The sequence below is a fragment of the Sphingobacterium sp. 2149 genome (genome assembly GCF_031455655.1).
GTDB lineage: Bacteria > Bacteroidota > Bacteroidia > Sphingobacteriales > Sphingobacteriaceae > Sphingobacterium.
The window spans coordinates 1-17998 of sequence record NZ_JAVDTD010000003.1 but is presented as its reverse complement, the minus strand read 5'-3'; the positions used below and the strand labels follow the sequence as shown (position 1 = coordinate 17998).

Here is a 17998-nt window from a genome sequence, read left to right as displayed (position 1 = left end):
CTACTTCAAACAGTTCTCTGTTGTCTATTATTTTCATATCTTATTCCTCCTCTAATACAAATACATCATCCGAAGCCAAAGGGGTTTCATCGCTTGAAGAATCAAAGAAGTTTATCTTCTTGACTTTAGCAGTGTTTACCAATCCGTATCCAAATTCTGTTGATTTCTCCCCGATAAACACATCCATGTGATCAGGAAGATCGGAAATAGCCTGTTTTAATTGTTTTATTGTCATAGTTTTAAAATTTGATGTTATTACTCTGCCCATCCGCCGAACTTCTCAACGAATGGGGCTTGTTCATATTCTCCTTTTTCATTCACCCAACTTGGACGGTGCCCATATGCATAGGACACGTGTGCATAGATAGCCTTTGCACCATACTCATAGACGGTTTTGTATCCGAAGAACTCACAGATTCGTTTTGCCTGTCCGTGTATATCCGTTTTCTTCATTTCCTTTGGAAAAAATCGAACCTTTCGGAGGGTGTAGAAATCAATGTGATTATCCAGGAATTCTTTTAGGATGCGATCGTCTTCGCTTAGTTTGGTCATAGCTTAACCTCCAATTCTTTTCCAGTAAGCGCGAAGTACAGGTTCTGTAGTTGGTGGAGATAGATAACATTGATAATATCTATGTCGGATACACTTACATAGGCATTGATATTTTTCCTAAGAGAAACTTCAATATATAAATCTTCATTTATAACGAGTCGAAAGTCTTTGTAAGAAGATATATCTATAAACCCACACTTCAGCAACAGATCCTCTGTTAGCGTAATACCCCTCATTTCCCCTTTGTAAAGCATGGGCTCCGATAGTCCGTTAGGATGCTCTACAATAGCCTGATCTTGTCCAATTAGCCTTACTTTGACTATTACGTCACGGTCTTTAAAATGATCGGAAGCGACGTAGTTCCCGATTCTAAGGTCTGATGCTGAAATCATAGCTCTGGTATGTTATCATGTGATAGAATAGATTCTTTGTCAACCTCTAAAATATCATCCATCAAATCAAGTTCATAGGCATTGTCTTTCATTTTCATAGACACATTATCCGCTGCATTACTTAATGATTCTTTGGCTACTTCGAGGGCAAAGCGTTTTCCTATTTCAGTGTAGTGCCTCTCAATCATAATCGCGGATTCCAATTTTGAGCGACCTAATGACATATCAAATACCGCAGATTCGGGATTTTTGAATCCTAATTCTATAAAATATTCATTTCTGACATCTTCGAAATTTTTCATATTAAACCTCCATGTAGTTTTCGTTCATGTAACTTTCATCAACAGGCCAAAAGTGCCAACCTAATTGCTGTGTATACCCTTTTAGGATAAACTTACCTGTATGAACAATTTGTGTTCCTTCGCCAGATTCAGGAGTTTTAAGGAATATTGATCCATCAGGCCCTTCTTTACCAGCTCCTGAAAGCCATTCCATAACCTCTTTCCTATTAAATTCTGTAAGCTGAATACCATCTAATGGTTTATTGCTTTTTTTTATAAATTTCTTTATCATTCTTCTTTTATTTTATCCCCACGATTAGAATAAGTTAATCGGGGAGGGGGTTAAACATTATGCAGACCAACACTCACAAGGGAACATATCCTGTAAACCCTTTTTAGTGTATCGCCTCGCTGCTTTCCAAAATTTACCTTCTTTTACATGCTCATTAGCTGGTACGCCAGCAGCAAACATTTTTTCAAAATCCTTTTCAAGATCTTTTAGCCAAACACCTTCGGCAATGATGCTGTGACCAACTAGATATTCAGCATTTTTAGCCTCTTCGAAAATATCCCTACGGTGAACATAGACACAATACCAATGTTGTTTCCCTGCCTTGAGGCATCCTACACAATTTGCGTGCTTCCAAACAGTATATGTATTTGGTGGCTGAATACCTATTTCAAGTGTGGAAGTGATAGTTCGTTGATATCCACTAGTATCCTTATATTTTTCGACCAAAGCGATCGAACTGAATTGCTTACCTTGCTTGTTAAAATATTCAATAAGCGCTGTATACTGCCGCCCGCCCCATACCGCTGTTGGGTAATCTGACATTATTTCAATGTCATTTAAAATGGTTTTCCGGCGCTCTACACGATGTAATTCATCTTCACCAAATCAGTAATAAACAATGCAATCCTTATTAGGGAAATTATGATTTAAGTATTCATAAAAAGGCTTTGTTTTCAATTCGTAAGTACAGAATTCAGAGCTATTGTAAGCTTTGAAGCCTTTCTTCATAATTGCTATATCAAATTGACTGGGCAATTCTTTTTCGTTATCTGTATCCCCATAATTTGCATATGTTATTGGTAGTCCAAGATATTCTGAAATCTCTTTTTTAAAACGCTTTATATCTTTGTCCTCATAATTTGGATTGATATTATGGTTGAGTAAAATGACATTTTCTTTTCCAAACTTCCTTGTTATTTCAATGGCGACTATTGCAGATGCGTGGCCGCCGGATAATAGTGCGATGTGCTTCATTTCCTTTCTCCTTTCTAAACTAATGAGGCCTGAACAACAACCGAATTTTTTCTCGAGTACATAGATCGAAAGGTCATCACCTCATCTATTACTTTGGAAAGATCTTCTACGCTCACACATTCAATCGCACATATTTCTTCGATGCTGATCTCTTTGCCTATAATTAATTCGATTAGTTGTCCTATTTCCTCGGGTGTCATTTTATTTGTTCTTTAAGCTTTACCCAGCCGTAATCTATCTCAATTCTGTCGCCAATGTAATAGCCCATGGAAATGGCTAGCATTGCTTGTTTGTGGGTTATTTCAGGTATTGACAGACCTATCGAACTATAAGAGAATCCGTCAGCGTTGTTTATAAAATCATCGACCCATTTAAATTCAACGCCCACATGGTCTTTACCTGAAAAGTGTCTTGTAATCTCAATTTTATCATACTTTCTTAGATCAAAAAGCCTAATTGCATCTTCATTACTTAATGTTGAAATTGGCTTTAGCTCAAGAGTGCTACTATCCAAAATAGCTTTGGTCATATATGTGTGGCCGACTTTGGATAAGATAGATGGCCCATTTAATGTCCAGAATCTTACATTTTGTCCCCAATACTGAGCGAAGAACTTCGCTTTATTTTCTAATGTGTTTTCCATTTGTTTTATTATTTTGGTGCTATGAAAAGGCACACAATTATTTATCTACTTGGAACCATTGTTATGATCGCGAATGCGTTGTTTTTAGTTCCATACCTGATCGAAGAATTAGGGAAGTCGCTTGATAAATAGGTTATCCTTTTTCTGACTCTTTATTTTTAGCGATGTAGAATTCCTCATTTTTACATTTTGGACATGCCCTACAATCCCATCCATCAATATTGATTATGGCTTTTTCCTGATCAGTACCAACCCAACCGCATTCAGTACATTCATATCTTGTGTTATCCAATTCCTTTGGTCTCCTTTCCTTCGATCCATTTTTGTTTGAATAATTTTAAGGCTTCTTGGTATTTCAAACCATCACTTTTAAAGCCGACTACTACCTCGAAGTTCTCGAATACGTCGTGTGAAAAACAGTTGTGATCATATCCTTCGCCATCCGAATCATATTCTTTGCTGTAAACCTTTGAAATATCCTCACATACAAAATGCATTTTAAATGCATAGGCATTACCGTCGACACAGAATTGACGTTTATATTTTTCCCCAACTTGGATATGCTGGCCGCATAGGTCGCATAAATGCTTTTTCTTAGCGGTGAATGTGTTTTCTGAAATTAGTGTAGCACTCATGAGTTCGACTCCTTCCCGTCAAATTCCCATAATGATAATTTGCCTTTTACATTCAAAATAGGCTCGTCAAACAATACTGGATTGGCTAATACCCAATTGTAGATAGCATCTTCACGACCTTTGCCCATGTATGCAGGCAAGCCTTCTGGATAATGAGGTGAGCAACTCGGCGTGCGTTCAGCCCAAATGCTACCATGGTTGATAACGCAGTCAACAATGTCAACTTTACCGATGATAGCGCCTCTGTGTTGAAAGGAATCAATAAAATTTCGTTTTTCTTTTTCTTGCAAATTATCCCAAAATCCTTTCGGTAAATTGTCTTTGTAACTTCCAGTAAACGCAGGTTTACCACTTGCATGAATGTAAATTGTACCACGGTACTTAGTCGCCCAGGTTCGATTTTCAATATCCTTTATACCATGAGCAATAAGGCTTGCCCATGGTTGTTTTATGCTTATTGTTTTCATGGCTTCTATTTAACTGGATGATTTCTACTATAATCACGGTCTTTCATTTCCCAATTGTAATCCAAAAGGTAGTTATGGGAATTTCCCTTAAGGTTGTACTTCTCTTTGCTGAATGACACCTTAACAAAATGCCGTAATACAGCATCGTTTGAGTGATTGTAATCACAACGATGAATAACTGTTTCGTCGAGCCTATAAATGCTGTTTGGTTTGCATTTAAGTGGATCAGACTTGTAGAATAATCTATTCATCTGCTCAATGCTTTCTCTGTGATCTTGGATCAATTCAAAATTTCCTGTCACGTATTCTGTGGGTATGCAATCGCACCAAATGTAATTTATGTCTTCACTCATAAATCCATCACAGTGCCACCCCATTCGATTAAGGTTTTCGCCACTTTTGATATATAGATTTTTTGCAGTAAGATATATGTAGTGGTCATCATACATTGACAATGATCCCTCGCATATATTATGAAAGAAGTCATTGCAGCATTCTACGATAATATCCACTAAGGGTTTCAATTGATCAGGCAGAGTAAAATCTATTAAGTCGCCTCTCATTTTTAGAGGTAGGTACTGATAGAAATACATTTGATCGTTATCGACAACAACATCTGTTGCTATTTCGATTGGTTCACTTCCGTATGTTTTCATAACCTACTTTACTTTAGTTACTGTTAACTTGCCTGATGTTTTAAAACACCCTTGTAATACATGCCATGATCCTGTAAATTCATTGGTATTACCTATACATATTTTAGCATTTCCGCTAGGATATTCATCTATTAATACGCCTGTATTTCCAATTTTATAAACGGACGGATATTCGCTATTATCGGTTATCACCACTACCTTGCAGCTTTGTCCTACTTTTATTTGATTTTCCATGTTCTTTTCTTTTTTAAAGGCGCCAGTGAGGCGCCATTGGTTAATGTTTTAAAACCAGCTCGTTTTTACTGGCAGGTTGGCTGTCCATGGCGTATAGAGCTTTGCTTAAGTCAACCTTTTGCCCGAATAGCAATAATCCGCTTGTGAGAGATGCAACGTTTCTTATGCCTTGTAATTCTTTAATTTTCCCATCTACCTCTAAAAAGGCTTCGGTGAAGTTTACAATGTGCATTGTCATGCCTTGGCCTAAAAACATAGAGTAGTCGGGCAGCGAATTATCGCCCCAAGGGGCGTCGACTTCAAAACCTAAAGACAATAGGTTTTCTTCTGAAAAATTTTGTCCCATGGTTAACCGAAAATTAAGATGAATGAACAAGCTAGGTAAGCTAGCGAAAGCAATAGTCCAATAACTTTAATATAAGCCCAAACCGTCTCTTTGACGATTTGCTTTTCCGCTTCATTCATTATGTTGTAGAAAAATAATAGCGTCTTCATATTTTATGTATTTAATGTGATGATCACATATTTTTAGTTGTAAAAAATGGTTTTTTGTCCTTTAATGGAATTATCGATTTTGACTATTTCCTTAGCCTTAACATCGCTCAAAACTTCGCTGCCATCCTGATCAACATAATCGATCCAGTCATAAGTAATGAACCCATTTTCAACCATAAAATTGAAAGCTCTTTTTCCAGAGTGATTAACTGTTACTGTTTTCATGCTCTAATGATTTAATATTTTAATATCTCTTATTTGTTATACAAAGTTAAACAATGTTAATTTAAAATTCAAACAAAAATTAAACATTTTTTCTAACTTTTTTAGAGTTATCATTTTTAAGGTTGAAAGCCGATATTTCGGTATATTTGTCTTAGCGAAAAAATAGGGCGGACACAAAAACCTAATTATTTGTGTGTATATGGTGTGTGTTAATTTTAAATAATATGTAAATATCTGAAATTTAGATATTTGGACGTTGTAAAAATAGTCTCACTACGACCCTTTTTTTATAGCTTTGTTTTATATTTTAAAAGAGATGTCTAAAAGAAAGATAGTTATAGCTATTACGGGAGCTAGCGGCTCAATTTATGCTAAAGTTTTACTTAAAAAGCTTTTGGTGTTAAAAACACAAATCGCTGAAGTTGGTATTGTCATGTCGAATAATGCGAAGGATGTATGGCGTGCGGAATTAGGCGATGAAAGTTACCAGGATGTACCTTTCAAATTTTATGATAAAGGTGATTTTTTTGCTCCTTTTGCATCGGGCTCCGCTCGCTATGATACCATGATTGTCTGTCCTTGTTCGATGGGTACATTGTCGCGAATAGCGCATGGCATATCTTCTGATCTGACAACACGCGCTGCTGATGTCATCTTAAAAGAGCGGCGACGATTGATTTTGGTTACACGTGAGACACCTTTAAGTATCATTCACATTCAGAATATGAAACTGGTGACAGAGGCAGGTGGCATCATTTGTCCGGCATCACCTTCATTTTATAGCTTACCAAAGACGTTTGAAGAGGTAGCAGAAACCGTTGTTGATCGTATTTTGAGTCTTGCTGGATTTGACTTTAAGCATTATCAGTGGGGGGAAAATTCCTAGGTAATCGTTGCCGAAATCTATTTTTAATGTTCTTTAATAAATTTGTATTTTGTAACTTTGTTTCTCGAAATGAAGCAATCACAAGCATCAAGCGAAAAAGTTATTTATAGCTATATGATTTATAGTGATAAAGCGCCATTCTATCTGTTCACAATGCACAAGCTACGTGCTTCGATTAAAACTTTGTATCCTTTTAATTTCAATCACAATCATATATGAAAAGCTTATTGATTACTTCTGTTAAAGTAATTTTACCTGGGAATAAATTTCATCAGCAGCAAGTGGATGTATTTATTGAAGATGGAAAGATTGCACAGATTGGAAAATCTGTCAAATTAGCGGATAAAGATAGTGAGACCATTGATGGCTCCGGAAAAATATTAGCGCCTGGTTTTTTTGACTTACATGCCAATTTTGGAGAGCCTGGGCTAGAAACCAAAGAAGATATCTTAAGCGGAACAGCAGCAGCTGCTGCAGGTGGCTTCACTGGAGTAGCCGTGATGCCTAATACTGAGCCAACTATTCAAAGCCGTTCAGAGGTCGCTCTAATTGTCAATACTGCGAAAGGAAATATTGTGGATGTACATCCAATTGGTGCGATCAGCAAAAAGAGAGAAGGCAAAGAACTGGCCGAATTATTTGATATGAAGCAAACCGGGGCTGTTGCTTTTAGTGATGGAAACCGGAGTGTTCAACAAGCGGGACTAATGAGCAGAGCATTGTTGTATGCTAAGGGGTTTAATGGATTAATTTTTTCGAATGCGGAAGATGAGTCGATGGCAGGAGGAAACAAGATGAATGAAGGCGCTATGAGTACTTATTTAGGTATGAAGGGTATTCCAAACCTTGCCGAATCATTAATGGTTTCTCGCGATCTCTATCTAGCAGAATATACAGGAGCTCCTATTCATTTTGCTTCCATAAGCACACCAGAAGCTGTTGATCTGATAAAAAAAGCGAAAGCAAAAGGTCTTCAAGTCACATGCGATGTTGCCGCACATCAATTGGTGTTTACTGACGAAGATATCGTTGGTTTCGACAGCAATTACAAGGTTAGCCCCCCATTAAGAACGAAAGCAGATCTTAAGGTATTACTTAAAGGAATCAAGGATGGAACTATTGATGCTGTTGTCTCGCAACATACACCGCAAGAAGTAGAATTCAAGAATGTCGAATTCCATATTGCCAAAAATGGCATTATTGGTTTGCAGACAGTGCTGCCGCTGTTGATTCGTGCCGGATTGAACGAAGAACAAATTGTAAATAGTCTGTCCGTCAGACCAAGGCAAATTTTAGGACTTGAAGTACCTCAGATTGAAGAGGGAGCAGCAGCCAATCTTGTTTTATTTGACGCATCGAAAGCATGGAATTTCGATGAGAAAACCAATAAATCCAAATCAAAAAATTCACCTCTATTCGGAAAGACCTTAAACGGTGCTGTCGAATTGGTCATCAATAATAGTCAAATTATTAAAAACGATTAAAAACCATGGAAGCAAATATTAAAGCAGCCGTTGAGGCAGGTATATTAAATTATGGAAAGGTTGATGGAATTTCGACAGCCCCGGAATTCCTTGAAAAGATTATTCGCGTATTCAACACGGAAGTAAGCTATTTGGAAAAGTTAGAACTGTTGGACCAGTCTTTCGATGACTATCCTTTGTTTGACGAACTTCGCGAAGTATATGTTGATCTTTTATTGATGAATTTTTTCTCCAACGACGTATTGAAGCTGGAAGATGATTATTTGGATTCAGAAGAATGGGAAGCAATCGAAGATGAAACCATAGATCGTGGGACTGAATTATTGAATATTTTTCTTTATTTAGGGGAATGTAAAGACGATGAGATTGAACCTGAATTGGATGACTTCTTAAAAGAGTTTTTACTGGTTGATGAAGACGAATTTCAAGACGAGCATGAAATTTATGAAGATATCATTGCTAACCAAATTGTGGTAGATAGTCCATATGCTGAAATCGCGAAAGTCGGTAAAGGAATAAATCCGAAAAGCGAGGTATATGAACTTTTCTATCCTATTATGAGCTTCTTTAGTGAATTCAAGCCCTCTGAAAAGCAATTTGAGGAATATGCTGAAGCGTCTTCCAATAAGGCTTTTGATATTGCCCTTTACCAAATAATGAGTACTTACTATAATAAATAATTTTATGGCAGATTTAATCAACCCAAGTAATGTAGGATTTGATGCGGTAATCGACAAAAAGAAAAGTATTATCTATGGTGTCATATTGGGAATAATTTCTTTTATCCTAGGATTAATTGTCCTGTTTGTTGTCAAAGACTTAAATTCCTTCTGGGGGGTAATGTCGATGTCATTTATCGTTAATACAGCGGTTTTTGTTATCATCGCTGCCTTGTTCGCTTTCGCTCTTCGGAAAACAAATGGTGGCTACTGGAATTTTTCAATAGCATTAAAATCGATCTTTATGATGCTTGCTATTTCTACTATTATTTCCACGATCGGTACACAGCTCTATGTTAACTTCGTTAATCCAACGTTACAAGAAAAGGTTGTGACTCATACCATTAACGTAACCATTGAGTATATGGAAAAGAATAATGTTCCTGACGAAGTTATAGATTCAAAAATAGCGGAGCTTGAAAAACAAGTTGATTCTATCGGCAAAATTACCTTAGGACAAGTGTTGAAGGGGTTGGCGATCACCTTGATGTTTCAATTTGTTTTTGCATTGTTACTATCAGCTTTGACAAAGCGAGAAAAATTAGCGATTAGACAAGACGCCATTTAGTGCCTAACAAAATAAAACTGTTCCTACAAGGTATTGCTGAAAAAGTAATACCTTTGTTGGTATTATAACACTATACTTTTAGCATGATTAACATTCACATGGATATTTCTGTTGTTGTTCCTTTGTTTAATGAAGAAGAATCCTTACCCGAATTGACAGCTTGGATCGACCGTGTTATGGCGGCCAATCATTTTTCATACGAAATTATTTTAGTTGACGATGGAAGTAAAGATCATTCCTGGAAGGTTATCGAAGAGTTAAAGTTAAACAACACGAATATTTCTGCTATCAAATTCCGACGTAACTATGGAAAATCTGCAGCATTAAATGTGGGTTTTGCTGCTGCACAAGGTGATGTCGTTATTACAATGGATGCGGATCTCCAGGATAGTCCCGATGAGATTCCTGAATTGTACGACCGAATCATAAATAAGGGGGCTGACCTAGTATCGGGATGGAAACAAAAACGATATGATCCATTAACCAAAACACTACCTACCAAATTGTTTAATGGGGTGACAAGGTCGATGTCTGGAATACACAACCTGCATGATTTTAACTGTGGTCTAAAAGCCTACAAAAAGGAAGTTGTTAAAAATATCGAAGTGTATGGTGAAATGCATCGTTATATACCTGTAATTGCAAAATGGGCCGGATTTACAAATATACAAGAACAGATCGTACAGCATTATCCACGTAAGTACGGTACAACCAAATTCGGTCCTGGCCGCTTTGTGAAAGGTTTCCTCGATTTATTGTCCATATTTTTCGTTGGTAAGTTTTCGAAGAGGCCGATGCATTTTTTTGGGGTTATGGGCGTTATTAGTTTTCTGGCAGGTTTATTTATATCTATTTATCTAATTTGCCATAAATTGATAAGTATTGCCAGCGGAACACCTTTTAGAGATATAACAGATCAACCATTGTTTTTCTTTGCGCTAACCGCTATTATTTTGGGCACGCAATTATTTCTGACAGGTTTCTTGGCAGAATTAGTCTCTAGAAGCAGCTCCGATCGGAATGATTATCAAATTGAGAAAGTCATTTAAGTCGTTATGCGCATTGTGATTTTAGGATCTGCTTACCCATTAAGGGGTGGAGGGATAGCATCTTTTAATGAACGGTTAGCATCCCAATTTCAGCAGTTGGGCCATGAAGTGGATATCTACTCCTTCAGTCTGCAGTACCCAAATTTTCTTTTTCCTGGAAAGTCACAATACTCGGATGAGCCTGCACCAGAGGGACTCAATATCAAAACAAAAGTAAATTCTATCAATCCATTTAATTGGATTAGTGTGGGCAAGGAACTTAGAAATGCCAAATATGATCTTCTTATCGTACGATTTTGGATGCCCTTTTTCGGGCCGTGTTTGGGTACAATCCAGCGACAGGTTCGGAAGAATAGGCATACTAAAATAGTATGTATCGCTGATAATATAATTCCCCATGAACAGCGACCAGGGGATAAGCTATTGATCCGGTACTTTTTGAAATCTGTTGATGCTTGTCTCACCATGAGTAAAAGCGTTCTGTTGGACCTCAAATTGCTAAGCCCGAAAATGCCAGCAGTGTATACCCCTCATCCCCTTTACGATAACTATGGCACTCATCAAAGTAAAAAGGAAGCTCGTAGACTACTTAACATTGATCAAGAGGGTAAAGTGATCTTGTTCTTTGGATTTATTCGTCAATACAAAGGCTTAGATATCTTGTTGCAAGCTTTAAACGATACCAGGCTACGTGAGATGGGGGTTAAATTATTGCTTGCTGGGGAATTTTATGATGACCCTGCGTTATACTTGGATCTTATAAAGAAGTATAAACTCGAAGAGTTTATTTTTATGCATACCGATTTTATTCCAAATCAGGAGGTAGGGCGTTATTTTTCAGCCGCGGATTGTGTCGTGTTACCTTATCGTAGCGCTACGCAAAGTGGAATCACCCAAGTTGCTTATCATTTCGATCTTCCAATGATTGTAAGTAATGTCGGTGGGTTGCCCGAATTGGTTCGAGATAGTTATGTTGGTTATGTTGTCGAGCCCAAAGCAGAGGAAATCGCAGAACGCATTTTTTCTTTTTACCATTACAACAAAGAAGAACAATTTAGAACAAATATCATAGACGAAAAAAGAAAATATAGCTGGGAAACATTCGGTAATGAACTTCTTAAATTGGCGCATTGATCGCTAAGGGTTATTTTATTTGTATATAAAATCAAATTTATCTAAGTTTGGAATACTGAGGTAGAATTTTAAAAGAAGGAGAGATTTTGTTGCCGTTTACACAAAGCAGCTTAACTAAGCTAGAAGAATTTTTTAAGGAACAGGGGTATAAAGTTAGGTATGAAAAAGGGTCATTCCGTACAGGTGCTTGTATGTTGCAGACGACAAAAGTTGTAGTAGTCAATAAGTTTTCGAATCTTGAAATAAAAATCCAGTCATTGTGGAACATATTATTGGATATTGAAATTGATTCGGAAGCCATTTCTGAGAAGCTTCTTCCAATTTATGAAGAGGTATTGAAATCAAAAATTATAGCTTGAGAGTTACATTTTTAGGAACCGGAACATCCCAGGGGGTACCTGTCATAGCGTGCCAATGTCAGGTCTGCCAATCTGAAGATCAGCGTGATAAAAGATTACGTTCTTCTATCCTTATTGAATATAATCAACATACAGTAGTGGTCGATACTGGTCCGGATTTTAGGTATCAGATGTTGCGTGAGAAAGTTATGCACTTGGATGCTGTGTTAATGACACACTCGCATAAAGACCATATTGCTGGTTTGGATGATGTAAGAGCGTTTAATTATCAGCAGCATAGTTCTATTTCCATTTACGGTACAGCTGATCTACACGAAGCGCTAAGGCGCGAATTTTATTATGCGTTTACTGAAACAAAATACCCAGGAGCGCCGAGATTGGATTTGGAGGAGATAAGGGCTGGTGTATCTTTGCCTTTGTTCGGTACGGAAATTATGCCTATCGAGGTGCTTCATTATAAAATGCCAGTCTTGGGCTTCAGGATCGGAGAGTTTGCATATATCACTGATGCAAAATTTATCAGTGAAGAATCGCGGCAGCTATTGAAAGGTGTTAAGGTACTTGTTGTAAATGCACTTCAGAAAGAATCTCATATTTCCCATTTAACATTGGACGAAGCGATTGAATTTGCCTATGATATTCAGGCAGATAAAACTTATTTTACACATATAGGGCACCGAATGGGATTGCATGAAATTGTTTCAAAAGAATTGCCGAAAAATATGTTGCTAGCCTACGATAGGTTACAGCTGGAGATCAGCTAATCTATTTATTATAAAACTATATTTCCATTTTCTTTGTTATACCTATAAAATAGATTTAGGTATTAAATTATTAAAAGAAAATGGGAAATTTACTGTATATCATCGCTGTTATTTTGGTCATCATTTGGGCGATAAGTTTTTTTGGAGGTTATGCAGCTGGCAATAACATTATTCACGTCCTTTTGGTGATTGCAATTATTGTGGTATTATTGCGTGTCATCCGTGGTAACGCGTAATACATTTCAAATCAAATTTAAATAAAGCTGGGCAATTTGTAGATCTTGAGGGTAGGTGATCTTTATATTTTTAGCATCACCTTCAATAATAGCGATACTGTTGCCCATCTTCTCTACCACAGACGCATCATCCGTAAAAAGGGGGTCTTCCACTTGCTGATATGATTTTAGTAGCAACTCTCCATGAAATACCTGCGGAGTTTGTATTAACCAGGTATGGTTTCTATCTAAAGCAGAATTAAAGGAAACATCTCCCATGCGGACGGATTCAATACTCTTTTGTCCCAAAACAATTGCCTGATGGGCATAAGCGCCTTGAAATGCTTTGTTCACTAGCTCTTCAGTAATAATAGGACGAGCGCCATCGTGTACTGCAATATAATCTTCTGAACGGATTTTGAAATTTTCCTCAATGTAATTAATTCCATTTTTAACACTTTCGAATCGGGTTCGACCACCATAAGTGAGATGGATAGGTAAAGTAAAGTCATGTTCCGAACACAGTTCATTCCACAATTCCTCCATTACCTCACTGATCACTAGTATTACTTCCGATACAATCTTACATTGACAAAATCGATTAATTGTATGCATGACAATGGGCAGTTCATTTAAGCAAAGAAACTGCTTTGGAAGGTCGCTATTCATTCTGCTTCCTGTTCCGGCTGCAACGATTATGACAAAGTTCATGTTATTGAAAGTTAAGATTTATAAAAAACGTGGATAGCTTGAGACTATCCACGTTTTTTATTTATTATTAAACATAGGATTAAACGATTAACATCGCATCGCCATAGCTATAGAATCTATATTTTTCCTTCACAGCAACTTCATATGCATTCATTACATTTTCATAACCTGCAAACGCGGCAATCATCACAAGCAAAGTGGATTCCGGTGTATGGAAATTTGTGATCATGGAATTTGCAATACTGAAATCGTAAGGCGGATAAATAAACTTACTTGTCCAATCCGATGCCGCCTTTAAATGATGGTCAGCAGACACAGAAGATTCTATTGCCCGCATAGAAGTCGTTCCTACAGCACATACGCGACGTTTGTTGTCGATAGCTTTATTGACAACTTTTGCAGCTTCGTCAGTTATGATAAACTGTTCAGAATCCATTTTATGTTTAGTTAAATCTTCCACTTCAACAGTACGAAAAGTTCCAAGACCAACGTGAAGAGTAACCTCTGCAAAATCAACGCCTTTCAATTCTAAGCGTTTCATCAATTCTCTAGAGAAATGAAGTCCCGCTGTAGGAGCGGCAACAGCCCCTTCATTTTTTGCATAAATAGTTTGGTAGCGGAATTTGTCTTCTGGTGTAGCTTTACGCTTGATGTATTTAGGTAGTGGTGTTTCACCTAAGATCTCGATATTACGGCGGAACTCTTCATCGGTACCATCAAATAAAAACCGGATCGTACGGCCCCGAGAAGTTGTATTATCCACTACTTCAGCAACCAATAAGTCTTCATCGCCGAAATATAATTTATTGCCAACACGTATTTTGCGTGCAGGATCGACCAATACATCCCAAAGGCGAAGCTCATTGTTCAATTCACGCAGCAAGAAAACTTCAATCGTAGCTCCAGTTTTCTCTTTATTCCCATAAAGACGCGCTGGAAAAACTTTAGTATTGTTTAAAATCATGACATCTTTGTCATCGAAATAATCCAATACATCTTTGAAAATTTTGTGTTCAATTTTACCACTATCTCTGTGTAGGACCATCAAGCGCGATTCGTCACGATTTTCAGAAGGTTCAGAAGCAAGTAATGATTCTGGTAAGTTGAATTTAAATTGAGATAACTTCATCTTTAATGATATATATTTTAATGTCTACCTTTTAGTGCATTACAGTGCACCAAATATTAGGTTGCAAAAAGCATACAAAGTTATAACTTTTTTGGGTATAGAAGGGCGGTAATTCTAATTTATGTAGATATTTTTAACGATTTTGACATTAAATCAAAACTATATTGTATTTTAGAATACAAATTATGCTATTCTTTAGATTGATATTGGAGAGTTGTCAGTTTGCTTTTTCGGCATTAAAAGACAATCGTACACGCACCTTACTGTCGCTGTTGGGTGTGACCATTGGTATTTTTACGATTATTGGCGTATTCTCCGCTGTAGATACACTTCGAAATAATATCGAGGAGTCAGTAAAGAAGATAGGAAGCAAAACTCTCTACATAGAAAAATGGCCTTGGGATGGAGGACCAAATTTCCCCTGGTGGAAGTACTTGAATAGACCGGAACCCACATATAATAATTACTTGGATTTAAAAAGCCGAATGACGACTGCTGAATATATGGCTTATATGATCAATATTGGCAATACGACAATAAAATATAAAAGTAATTCTGCACAGGGCTCATCGGTTAATGCCGCGACCTATGAAAACCTATATATTCAAAATTTAAATATCGTAGATGGCCGTTACTTTGCCGAAAGTGAATCGAGGGGGGGCGCCCTCGTGACTGTATTGGGGGCCAATATAGCGGAAGGACTTTTTCCTAATGATGAACCGGTTGGTAAATATATCAACATGCTAGGCCGAAAAATTCAAGTTATTGGAGTGTTAAAGAAAGAAGGAAATGGTGTATTAATCAATACCTCACCTGATGATACCGCCTTTATTCCATTTGAGCTCGCGAGGAATTTGGTCAATTATGATAATTTTTCACCAAGTATAGCGATGGTAATTAAACCGAACTATACGCTGGCTGAAGCAGAGAGTGAAGCAAAGACACTTATGCGTTCAATTCGTCGTATATCTCCTCAACGGGAGGAAAATTTTTCTATTAATCAGACAACAATGATTACAGGTGCACTGGATCAGCTTTTTGGAATAATTAATCTTGCGGGTTTTTCGATTGGTATTTTTTCAATCCTAGTCGGTGGTTTCGGTATTGCCAATATCATGTTTGTCAGCGTTAAGGAGCGTACACACATCATCGGAATTCAAAAGGCGCTGGGAGCCAAAAATTTCTTTATCCTTTCTCAGTTTTTAATAGAATCTATCGTGCTCTGCCTCTTGGGGGGAGGAATAGGTCTGATCGTTGTTTATTTTTTAGCATTTCTTGTGCAGGCTGCGACTGGTGTTGCTATCGTCGTTAGTTTGAAAATGGTTATCCTGACAATTTCACTCTCTACTTTTATCGGGCTAATATCCGGCATTGTTCCTGCTTTAATGGCTTCTCGATTGGATCCCGTGGAAGCTATCCGAAGCAATTAAAGAGAAGATATGTTTAAAAAAGCTCAATTTTCGATACTGCAGGGATTTTGGCTTTTAACTTTTGCCTATAGCTGTATGCTAATGGTAGAGATTACACTGCGCTACCGTGGGTTTGAGCTGGATGCTAACTTATTACTGATCAAGCAAACTGAAATAGAAGAACTTTGGTGGTATCGCTACGTCTTTTATGTCCATGTCTGTACTGCCATCTTCGCGCTGCCGGCTGGCTTCACCCAGTTTAGTAATTACCTATTGAATAAATATCCGCGATTACATAGAAGTATAGGATATTTGTATGTATACGCCATTTTGGTTTGCGCCGCTCCTTCAGGATTACTGATTGGTTTGGTTGCGAATGGTGGGATAACATCTATTATTGCATTTGAATTACTGGGATTGGGATGGTTTTATTTTACCTACCAGGCAGTTCATTTTGCGCGTCAGAGAAAATTTAATAAACACCACGATTTTATGATCCGTAGCTTTGCATTAACCTGTTCTGCACTGACACTACGTTTTTGGAAACTGGCTTTAGTCTATTTGTTCCAGCCCAATCCAATGGACGTCTACCAGATTATCGCATGGCTGGGATGGATACCAAATTTGTTATTGGCGGAATTTATTATTTATCAAAAAAATCAAAAATTATGAAGAGAAATATTTGTTTAGTGTTATTGCTTGTGGTCATTGTAGGATGTAAGGAAGGGAGAGGCAGAAAGAATGAAGCCCCCGGAACAAAAGATAGCGTTTTTGTTGAGCATGAGGCACATCAGGAACTATACGGCAACTGGGTGGGAGAATTTGTAGTTGATGAAAATACACTGGAAGAAGGGGACGGTTTGCCAATTACAGATTATTCTCCAAAGATAAATTTGACCATAAAAAAAATCACAGATAAGGGGCGTGTATTCGGACAGAATGTGGTGAAAGGAAATCTGCGTTCTTTTGTGGGAAAGCTGGAAGAAAACGGTAGTGACTTTCGGCTATTGTTGGATGAGCCCGGCGATAAAAAGTCCGATGGCCGTTTTGAAATTAAGCTTAATCATGATACGTTAATTGGCAGTTGGACTGCCTACGATCCAGGGGTAAAGATAAAAAAACGAAGTTTCAAACTGTTGAAAAGCAATTCGCATATAATCCTAATCTGATGCTGAAAAATCAGGATGAGGAAAATGGGACTTTGGTTGACTGGATTAACGAAAAGAGAAAAGAGGAAACCGATGTAGATGGAGATTCAACTTATACATACGTTATACAATATTATAGGTCGGCATCCCCTGCAGTTTTTACGGTCAATGCATCTAAACAAAAGTTGACCGAGAAAGACCTGAAAAATCTTAAGAAATTGGATCTGGAGATTATTCGGAATACGATTTTTGCCCGACATGGCTATGCGTTTACTAAACCAAGCATTCGCCAATTTTTTGAGCCTGTAGACTGGTATGTGCCTATTTCAAAAGATGTGAATGCAGATTTGAGTCCATTGGAAAAAGATAATATCGCTTTATTGACGAGATTTGAAAAATATGCAACGGATAATTATGACACCTTTGGAAGATAAGGTATAAAATCCATTCCGAAACATTCGAAAGATCAATTTCACAAAAAGAAGCTGTCTCAAATTTATTGAGGCAGCTTTTTTATTAAATATGGCTATGCGATAGATTTGTGAGTTGTTTGTTGATTATTTCACAGAACTGTTC

At 37.3% G+C, this 17998-nt stretch carries 30 protein-coding genes; 13 read left to right on the top strand and 17 right to left on the bottom strand.

What is annotated here, in order from left to right; all coding sequences use genetic code 11:
* Positions 1-40: 40 nt before the first annotated feature.
* The 15 genes from J2X77_RS04740 to J2X77_RS04670 form a co-directional block, all read right to left on the bottom strand.
* Positions 41-235 carry a hypothetical protein gene (locus J2X77_RS04740; RefSeq protein ID WP_310079371.1) on the bottom strand — a complete coding sequence of 65 codons (195 nt, stop codon included), beginning with the start codon at positions 233-235 and terminating at the stop codon, positions 41-43.
* 20 nt (positions 236-255) lie between these two features.
* Positions 256-552 (bottom strand): hypothetical protein, encoded by a 297-nt coding sequence (locus J2X77_RS04735; protein ID WP_310079369.1) that lies wholly within the window; start codon positions 550-552, stop codon positions 256-258.
* On the bottom strand, positions 549-944 hold the full coding sequence (locus J2X77_RS04730; protein ID WP_310079368.1) for a hypothetical protein: 396 nt from the start codon (positions 942-944) through the stop codon (positions 549-551). The genes J2X77_RS04735 and J2X77_RS04730 overlap by 4 nt, the downstream gene beginning before the upstream one ends.
* Positions 941-1246, bottom strand: a complete 306-nt coding sequence (locus tag J2X77_RS04725) for a hypothetical protein (protein ID WP_310079366.1) — start codon at positions 1244-1246, stop codon at positions 941-943. Before J2X77_RS04725 ends, J2X77_RS04730 begins: the two co-directional genes overlap by 4 nt.
* A gap of 1 nt (position 1247) precedes the next feature.
* Positions 1248-1517 carry a hypothetical protein gene (locus tag J2X77_RS04720; RefSeq protein WP_310079364.1) on the bottom strand — a complete coding sequence of 90 codons (270 nt, stop codon included), beginning with the start codon at positions 1515-1517 and terminating at the stop codon, positions 1248-1250.
* A gap of 57 nt (positions 1518-1574) precedes the next feature.
* On the bottom strand, positions 1575-2060 hold the full coding sequence (locus J2X77_RS04715; protein ID WP_310079362.1) for a hypothetical protein: 486 nt from the start codon (positions 2058-2060) through the stop codon (positions 1575-1577).
* 63 nt (positions 2061-2123) lie between these two features.
* Positions 2124-2492 (bottom strand): hypothetical protein, encoded by a 369-nt coding sequence (locus J2X77_RS04710; protein ID WP_310079360.1) that lies wholly within the window; start codon positions 2490-2492, stop codon positions 2124-2126.
* A gap of 14 nt (positions 2493-2506) precedes the next feature.
* Positions 2507-2692 carry a hypothetical protein gene (locus J2X77_RS04705; protein WP_310079358.1) on the bottom strand — a complete coding sequence of 62 codons (186 nt, stop codon included), beginning with the start codon at positions 2690-2692 and terminating at the stop codon, positions 2507-2509.
* A complete protein-coding gene (locus J2X77_RS04700) occupies positions 2689-3135 on the bottom strand; it encodes a hypothetical protein (RefSeq protein WP_310079356.1) in 447 nt (148 codons plus the stop codon). Before J2X77_RS04700 ends, J2X77_RS04705 begins: the two co-directional genes overlap by 4 nt.
* 284 nt (positions 3136-3419) lie before the next feature.
* Complete coding sequence (locus J2X77_RS04695) at positions 3420-3770, bottom strand: hypothetical protein (RefSeq protein ID WP_310079354.1); 351 nt, start codon at positions 3768-3770, stop codon at positions 3420-3422.
* A complete protein-coding gene (locus J2X77_RS04690; RefSeq protein ID WP_310079352.1) occupies positions 3767-4237 on the bottom strand; it encodes an ASCH domain-containing protein in 471 nt (156 codons plus the stop codon). Before J2X77_RS04690 ends, J2X77_RS04695 begins: the two co-directional genes overlap by 4 nt.
* Before the next feature lie 5 nt (positions 4238-4242).
* On the bottom strand, positions 4243-4893 hold the full coding sequence (locus tag J2X77_RS04685) for a hypothetical protein (RefSeq protein ID WP_310079350.1): 651 nt from the start codon (positions 4891-4893) through the stop codon (positions 4243-4245).
* A 3-nt stretch (positions 4894-4896) separates the two neighbouring features.
* The gene (locus J2X77_RS04680; RefSeq protein WP_310079349.1) at positions 4897-5127 is read right to left on the bottom strand and encodes a hypothetical protein; all 231 of its coding nucleotides are present in this window, start codon (positions 5125-5127) and stop codon (positions 4897-4899) included.
* A gap of 40 nt (positions 5128-5167) precedes the next feature.
* Positions 5168-5473 (bottom strand): hypothetical protein, encoded by a 306-nt coding sequence (locus tag J2X77_RS04675; RefSeq protein WP_310079347.1) that lies wholly within the window; start codon positions 5471-5473, stop codon positions 5168-5170.
* A 182-nt stretch (positions 5474-5655) separates the two neighbouring features.
* Positions 5656-5847 carry a hypothetical protein gene (locus tag J2X77_RS04670; RefSeq protein ID WP_310079345.1) on the bottom strand — a complete coding sequence of 64 codons (192 nt, stop codon included), beginning with the start codon at positions 5845-5847 and terminating at the stop codon, positions 5656-5658.
* A 316-nt stretch (positions 5848-6163) separates the two neighbouring features.
* Between J2X77_RS04670 and J2X77_RS04665 the strand changes: the two genes are divergently transcribed.
* The 9 genes from J2X77_RS04665 (at position 6164) to J2X77_RS04625 (ending at position 13046) form a co-directional block, all read left to right on the top strand.
* A complete protein-coding gene (locus J2X77_RS04665; protein ID WP_209574649.1) occupies positions 6164-6733 on the top strand; it encodes a UbiX family flavin prenyltransferase in 570 nt (189 codons plus the stop codon).
* 215 nt (positions 6734-6948) lie between these two features.
* Positions 6949-8217 (top strand): dihydroorotase family protein, encoded by a 1269-nt coding sequence (locus tag J2X77_RS04660; RefSeq protein ID WP_209574647.1) that lies wholly within the window; start codon positions 6949-6951, stop codon positions 8215-8217.
* Between the two features lie 5 nt (positions 8218-8222).
* Positions 8223-8897, top strand: a complete 675-nt coding sequence (locus J2X77_RS04655) for a hypothetical protein (RefSeq protein ID WP_209574645.1) — start codon at positions 8223-8225, stop codon at positions 8895-8897.
* A 4-nt stretch (positions 8898-8901) separates the two neighbouring features.
* The gene (locus J2X77_RS04650; protein WP_209574643.1) at positions 8902-9504 is read left to right on the top strand and encodes a DUF4199 domain-containing protein; all 603 of its coding nucleotides are present in this window, start codon (positions 8902-8904) and stop codon (positions 9502-9504) included.
* A gap of 98 nt (positions 9505-9602) precedes the next feature.
* A complete protein-coding gene (locus J2X77_RS04645; RefSeq protein WP_209575127.1) occupies positions 9603-10553 on the top strand; it encodes a glycosyltransferase family 2 protein in 951 nt (316 codons plus the stop codon).
* 6 nt (positions 10554-10559) lie between these two features.
* The gene (locus J2X77_RS04640; RefSeq protein ID WP_209574641.1) at positions 10560-11687 is read left to right on the top strand and encodes a glycosyltransferase; all 1128 of its coding nucleotides are present in this window, start codon (positions 10560-10562) and stop codon (positions 11685-11687) included.
* An 86-nt stretch (positions 11688-11773) separates the two neighbouring features.
* Positions 11774-12046: a hypothetical protein gene (locus J2X77_RS04635; RefSeq protein WP_209574639.1), complete on the top strand. Its 273-nt coding sequence runs from the start codon at positions 11774-11776 to the stop codon at positions 12044-12046.
* Complete coding sequence (locus J2X77_RS04630; RefSeq protein WP_209574637.1) at positions 12043-12810, top strand: MBL fold metallo-hydrolase; 768 nt, start codon at positions 12043-12045, stop codon at positions 12808-12810. Before J2X77_RS04635 ends, J2X77_RS04630 begins: the two co-directional genes overlap by 4 nt.
* Before the next feature lie 80 nt (positions 12811-12890).
* Entirely contained in the window at positions 12891-13046 is a 156-nt protein-coding gene (locus tag J2X77_RS04625; RefSeq protein ID WP_209574636.1) for a lmo0937 family membrane protein, read from the top strand.
* A gap of 6 nt (positions 13047-13052) precedes the next feature.
* Here the strand turns inward: J2X77_RS04625 and J2X77_RS04620 are convergent, their stop codons facing one another.
* Together J2X77_RS04620 and queA are read right to left on the bottom strand one after the other, a co-directional pair.
* On the bottom strand, positions 13053-13736 hold the full coding sequence (locus J2X77_RS04620) for a 2-C-methyl-D-erythritol 4-phosphate cytidylyltransferase (RefSeq protein WP_209574633.1): 684 nt from the start codon (positions 13734-13736) through the stop codon (positions 13053-13055).
* Positions 13737-13815: 79 nt separating this feature from the next.
* Positions 13816-14865, bottom strand: coding sequence for a tRNA preQ1(34) S-adenosylmethionine ribosyltransferase-isomerase QueA (gene queA, locus J2X77_RS04615; RefSeq protein WP_209574631.1), 1050 nt, complete (start codon positions 14863-14865; stop codon positions 13816-13818).
* Positions 14866-15050: 185 nt separating this feature from the next.
* On the opposite strand from queA, the gene J2X77_RS04610 reads away from it, so the two are divergent.
* The 4 genes from J2X77_RS04610 to J2X77_RS04595 are packed head-to-tail and all read left to right on the top strand — an operon-like array spanning position 15051 to position 17856.
* On the top strand, positions 15051-16295 hold the full coding sequence (locus J2X77_RS04610) for an ABC transporter permease (RefSeq protein ID WP_209574629.1): 1245 nt from the start codon (positions 15051-15053) through the stop codon (positions 16293-16295).
* Positions 16296-16304: 9 nt separating this feature from the next.
* Positions 16305-16946, top strand: coding sequence for a DUF2306 domain-containing protein (locus J2X77_RS04605; RefSeq protein ID WP_209574627.1), 642 nt, complete (start codon positions 16305-16307; stop codon positions 16944-16946).
* Positions 16943-17443: a hypothetical protein gene (locus J2X77_RS04600; RefSeq protein ID WP_310079337.1), complete on the top strand. Its 501-nt coding sequence runs from the start codon at positions 16943-16945 to the stop codon at positions 17441-17443. Before J2X77_RS04605 ends, J2X77_RS04600 begins: the two co-directional genes overlap by 4 nt.
* Entirely contained in the window at positions 17443-17856 is a 414-nt protein-coding gene (locus J2X77_RS04595) for a YARHG domain-containing protein (RefSeq protein WP_310079335.1), read from the top strand. Before J2X77_RS04600 ends, J2X77_RS04595 begins: the two co-directional genes overlap by 1 nt.
* Positions 17857-17998: the final 142 nt, after the last annotated feature.